Source organism: Massilia sp. CT11-108 (assembly GCF_047302915.1).
Lineage (GTDB): Bacteria > Pseudomonadota > Gammaproteobacteria > Burkholderiales > Burkholderiaceae_D > Telluria > Telluria orientalis.
This window is the reverse complement of the sequence record NZ_JBKYMO010000390.1, coordinates 1-5291: the sequence shown is the minus strand read 5'-3', so window position 1 is coordinate 5291 and position 5291 is coordinate 1. Positions and strand designations below refer to the sequence as shown.

The following is a 5291-nucleotide window of genomic DNA, read 5'->3' as shown; positions in this document are numbered from 1 at the left end:
GCCCGTGTCGCCGATCGGCACCATCATGTTCCAGCCCTGCGTTTCCAGCGTGCGCGACGTCGATAGCCCCGCCGAGCAATTGCCCGTAGCGGGATTCCTTCGTCCCGGGCGCCCGTTCGAGCCGGACGACGAGCGGTGGGTACTTGTCGATGAGGAATTGCAGCGCGCTTTCCACCTCGGCCACCGATTTGAAATCGTGCAGGCGGCCCGTGCGGCTGCGGATTTCGCCCGCCGTCTGCAGGCCGCGCAGCATCAGCACGGCCAGCACGGCGACCTTGTCCTGCTCGAGCGTCCACTTGATGCGCATGCGGTGCTCGTACTTGATGACGCGCGCGCCGGCCTGGGCGATGCCGTTCACGAGCTTGCGCTGCATGAGGCGCTGCAGGGTGTCGTGGACGACGTCTTCCGACAACTGCATCACGGGGTCGCGGCTGGACAGCTGGTTGCAGCCGTTCATCACCGCATTCAGCGACATGGGGTAATTGTCGGGCGTCAGCGCCTCTTTTTCGGCGAGGACGCCCAGTACGCGGATTTCATTGGGGTCGAGGTCGGATGCCGGGTCGAAGCTGCCCGGGATATCGTCTTGCATCGGTGGTCCTTTAATCTACGAGCCGGTTCAGTTGTGCCTGGTCGAGTTTATCACTCTCGTCGGGGGTATGGCAGCGGATGCCGGCCGCCTTCATCGTCGCGCACATGCGCTCGATCTGCTCGTCCTGCTGGGCCACGTGGTTGATCAGGTTGCGCAGTGCCTTCGACAGCGGATCGTCGCCGTTCGGCGTGACGCCGTACGCGGCGAACATCTGCGCGCTGCGCGTCTGATCTTCCTTGCGCACGATGTGGGCCGGGTTGCCGACGGCCGTCGCGCCGGCCGGAACCGGCTTGACGACGACGGCGTTCGAGCCCACCTTCGCGTATTCGCCGACCGTGAACGCGCCGAGCACCTGCGCGCCGGCCCCCACGATCACGCCGCGCTCCAGCGTCGGATGGCGCTTCGTGCCCGCGACCAGGGTCGTGCCGCCCAGGGTGACGCCCTGGTAGATCGTGCAATCGTCGCCGACGACGGCGGTCTCGCCGATCACGACGCCGAAGCCGTGGTCGATGAAGACGCGGCGGCCGATCGTCGCCCCGGGGTGGATTTCGATGCCCGTGAGAACGCGCGCGAAATACGAGATGAACCTGCCCAGCCAGCGGAAGTTGGCGCGCCAACAAGCATGCGCCCAGCGGTGCATGACGACGGCATGCAGGCCCGGGTAGCAGGTGAGCACTTCCCATGCGTTACGTGCCGCAGGGTCGCGTTCGATGATGCTCTGGATATCTTCGCGCAGGTTGGAAAACATAGTCGTGATTCGTGCAAGTGAAGCAGCATGGTAGCTTATCCGCGCCGTACTTGCTTATGAGGGAATCAATTTTGGAGAGACGTCGTTCCCGCGAAAGCGGGAACCCATGCCGAGTATCAGAAATCGTAATTTCTGATAATAAGATTGGCCCGTAATGTCAGGACTTCGGCCGCTCAGTATGGGTCCCCGCCTGCGCGGGGACGACGGTGGGATTAATGCGGCTCGCGCGCCAGGCGCTGGCGGCGGGCCTCGTACAGGCAGACGCCCGAGGCCACGGAGACGTTCAGGCTCTCGACCGAGCCGAACATGGGAATGGAAACGAGGATGTCGCAGGTCTCGCGGGTCAGGCGGCGCATGCCCTCGCCTTCCGAGCCCATCACGAGCGCCGTCGGGCCCGTGAAATCGCCTTCGTACAAACCCTTGTCGGCATCGTCGGACGTGCCGATCAGCCAGATGCCCCGCTCCTTCAGGTCGCGCATCGTGCGCGCCAGGTTCGTCACGGTGATATACGGCACGGTCTCGGCGGCACCGCTGGCGACCTTGGCCGCCGTCGCGTTCAGGCCGACGGAGCGGTCCTTCGGAGCGATGACGGCATGCGCGCCGACGCCGTCCGCCACGCGCAGGCAGGCGCCCAGGTTGTGCGGGTCGGTGATGCCGTCGAGGATCAGCAGCAGCGGCGGCCCTTCCACGGCATCGAGCAATTCGTCCAGGTTGCGCGCCAGCGACAGCTGGCTCGCGAACGCGATCACGCCCTGGTGACGGCGGGTGCCGACGATCTTGTCGAGGCGCTCGGCGTCGACGGGCATCACGCGCACGCCGGCCGATTTCGCGTTGGCGATCAGGTCCTGCATGCGGCGGTCCTGGCGGCCGGCATCGACGAAGATCTCTTCCACGCTGGCGGCCTCGTGGCGGAGGCGCGAGGTCACGGCGTGGAAGCCGAAAATCATTTTATTTTTCATGCGTTACTTCTTCTTCCTGGTTTTGGAGGCGCTCTTGGTGGGAGCGCTTTTATTCGCCGCGGTCTTCTTGGACGCGGTCTGGTTTGCCGCGGCCGCTTTTGCGGCCGGCGATCCATTCCTGTTGCCGCGTCGGCTGCGCGTGGGCGGCACGAACACGACGTCTTCTTCGCTCTCGTCGGTGGCACCGAACGTCGATGCGGCCGGCTCGGCCGGCGTCGTGCGGGCTTCCTGCTGCGACACCGGTACGGCGCTCCCCTTCGCCTTGCGGCGACGCGGCGGCTTCGGTTCGCGGGCGTCCAGCGCAGCGGCGCGGGCGCGTTCCAGCGGCGCCGGCGCTGCCTCGCTCGGCTGGGCCAGCACGAGGTCGATCTTGCGCGATTCCAGGTCGACACGCGCGACCTGTACCGTCACACGGCCCGTCAGCTGGTACACCTGGCCCGTGCGTTCGCCGCGCAGTTCGTGGCGGGCTTCGTCGTACTGGAAGTAATCGGTACCGAGACCCGTGACGTGCACGAGGCCTTCGACGAACAACTGGTCGAGCTGGACGAAGATGCCGAACGGCGTCACGCCCGAGATCACGCCCGTAAATTCCTCGCCGAGTTTGTCCTTCATGTAGTAGCACTTGAGCCAGTTCTCGACGTCGCGCGACGCCTCGTCGGCACGGCGTTCGTTGGCCGAGCAGTGCACGCCCAGCGCATCCCAGATCGTCAGGTCCTTCGGATCCTTCTGCTTGCCTTCGGCCTTGTCCTTCGTTGCCTGCTTGCGCACCGCTTTCGACACGGTGGTGTTCAGCTTGGACAGGTCGATGCCGGTCGGCTCGTACTTCTTCCCCTTCAGCACGGCCTTGATGGCGCGGTGCGTCAGCAGGTCGGGGTAGCGGCGGATCGGGCTCGTGAAGTGCGCATAGGCTTCGTACGCGAGGCCGAAGTGGCCGACGTTGTCCGGGCTGTAGACGGCCTGCTGCATCGAGCGCAGCAGCATGGTCTGCAGCAGGGTCGCGTCCGGACGCTCCTTGATGCGCGTCATCAGTTCGGCGTAATCGCGCGCCTGCGGCGTCGTGCCGCCGCCCAGGTTCAGGCCCACCTGCTTCAGGAAGGTGCGCAGCTGGTTCAGCTTTTCCTCGGTCGGCACGGCGTGGATGCGGAACGTGCTCGGCTGGTCGTGGCGGATCAGGAAGTCGGCGGCGCACACGTTGGCGGCCAGCATGCATTCCTCGATCAGGCGGTGCGCGTCATTGCGCGTGCGCGGCAGGATCTTCTCGATCTTGCCCATCGCATTGCAGACGATATACGTTTCCGTCGTCTCGAAATCGATGGCGCCCCGCTCCTGGCGCGCCTTCAGCAGCGAGCGGAACACCTCGTTCAGGTTCAGCAGGTGCGGCACGATGCCGGGACGGCGGCCCGCTTCCGGTCCGCTCGTGTTGCCCAGGATAGCGGCGACCTCGTCATAGGTCAGGCGCGCCGCCGAGTGCATCACGGCCGGATAGAACTGGTAGGCCTTCACTTCGCCGTCGGTCGTCACGACCATGTCGCACACGAGCGTGAGGCGGTCGACGGCCGGGTTCAGCGAGCACAGGCCGTTCGACAGCTTTTCCGGCAGCATCGGGATCACGCGGCGCGGGAAATACACGGACGTCGAACGCTCGATCGCGTCGCCATCGAGCGCATCGTTCGGCTTGACGTAGTGGCTGACGTCGGCAATGGCGACGAGCAGGCGGTAGCCCTTCGCGCGGCCGATCTTGACGGGTTCGCAGTAGACGGCATCGTCGAAGTCGCGCGCATCCGCGCCGTCGATGGTGACGAGCGGCACGTCGCGCAGGTCGACGCGGTCTGCCAGGTCGGCGTCGCGCACCTCGTTCGGCAATTTATTGGCCTGCTTGATGGCGGCCGGCGAAAAGATGTGCGGCACGCCGAACTTGCGCACGGCGATCTCGATCTCCATGCCCGGGTCGTCCAGTTCGCCAAGTACTTCGACGATCCTGCCGGTGGGCTGGCGGAAGCGCGACGGCTGCTCGAGGAGTTCGACGCTGACGACCTGGCCGGCCTTGGCCTTGCCGGGCGCGCCGGACACGAGGATGTCCTGGCCGATGCGCTGGTCTTCCGGCGCGACGACCCAGACGCCGTTCTCGTTCAGCAGGCGGCCGATGACGTGGGTGTTGGCGCGTTCCGTGACTTCGACGATCGTGCCTTCGGCGCGGCCGCGGCGGTCGGTGCCGACGACGCGGGCCAGCACGCGGTCGCCGTGCAGGACCTTCTGCATTTCCTTATCGGGCAGGAACAGGTCTTCACCGCCCTCGTCGGGGATGACGAAGCCGAAGCCGTCGCGGTGCGCGCTGATGCGGCCGGAAATGAAACTCGAGTGGTCCGTGAGCGCATATTCGCCCGCCGGATTGGCGCGCAACTGGCCGTCGCGCTCCATCGCATTCAAGCGGCGCGACAGCACGCCCTCCGCTTCCGGGTTGACTTGCAGGGCTCGGGCCAGGGCGCCGCTGTCGAGCGGCCCCTTGGCCTCACGGAACACGCCGAGGATTTCCTCGCGGCTTGGGATGGTATGAGTTGGGTGCTTCAAATTTGTATTCTTTATCTTCTCAGTGGTGGCGCCGTCCGTTTGACAGCGCGGATCTCGTTACATTGACACGCAGGCACGCGTAGTGTAACGGAGGACCGGCAAATTCGCCTAACGTCGCCCGTGAACCGTGCAGGGAATGTCCGGTTCGGAGGGTCTTTGACATTTGCCATCCATCCGCTATACTCTCGGTCTCTTCGGAAACGGCCCAGCCGGAAACGAAGGCGCTGCGCAGGCGGTGCGCGCCAGGATCGAACGAAAGTTGGTCTAGCGCAAAACGGCAAAGCCTGATATCGTAGCGGAATTCGACGGCAACGTCGAGCAATGCAAGCAAAGCGGTCCAATGCCCACGTGGCGGAATTGGTAGACGCGCATGGTTCAGGTCCATGTGCCGCGAGGTGTGGGGGTTCGAGTCCCTCCGTGGGCACCA

General features: G+C 65.4%; 4 protein-coding genes and 1 tRNA gene. 1 reads left to right on the top strand and 4 read right to left on the bottom strand.

Annotation, left to right across the window (positions count from 1 at the left end; genetic code table 11):
• The 4 genes from ACEN88_RS23660 to rnr all read right to left on the bottom strand — a co-directional run.
• A partial coding sequence (locus tag ACEN88_RS23660) for a YceH family protein (RefSeq protein WP_413343590.1) occupies window positions 1-589 on the bottom strand: 589 nt, incomplete at its 3' end.
• Between the two features lie 10 nt (window positions 590-599).
• Window positions 600-1337 (bottom strand): serine O-acetyltransferase, encoded by a 738-nt coding sequence (gene cysE, locus ACEN88_RS23655; protein WP_413343588.1) that lies wholly within the window; start codon window positions 1335-1337, stop codon window positions 600-602.
• A gap of 212 nt (window positions 1338-1549) precedes the next feature.
• Window positions 1550-2296 (bottom strand): 23S rRNA (guanosine(2251)-2'-O)-methyltransferase RlmB, encoded by a 747-nt coding sequence (gene rlmB / locus ACEN88_RS23650; RefSeq protein ID WP_413343587.1) that lies wholly within the window; start codon window positions 2294-2296, stop codon window positions 1550-1552.
• Window positions 2297-2299: 3 nt separating this feature from the next.
• Window positions 2300-4864 (bottom strand): ribonuclease R, encoded by a 2565-nt coding sequence (rnr, locus tag ACEN88_RS23645; RefSeq protein WP_413343585.1) that lies wholly within the window; start codon window positions 4862-4864, stop codon window positions 2300-2302.
• A gap of 342 nt (window positions 4865-5206) precedes the next feature.
• On the opposite strand from rnr, the gene ACEN88_RS23640 reads away from it, so the two are divergent.
• A tRNA-Leu gene (locus tag ACEN88_RS23640) sits at window positions 5207-5291 on the top strand.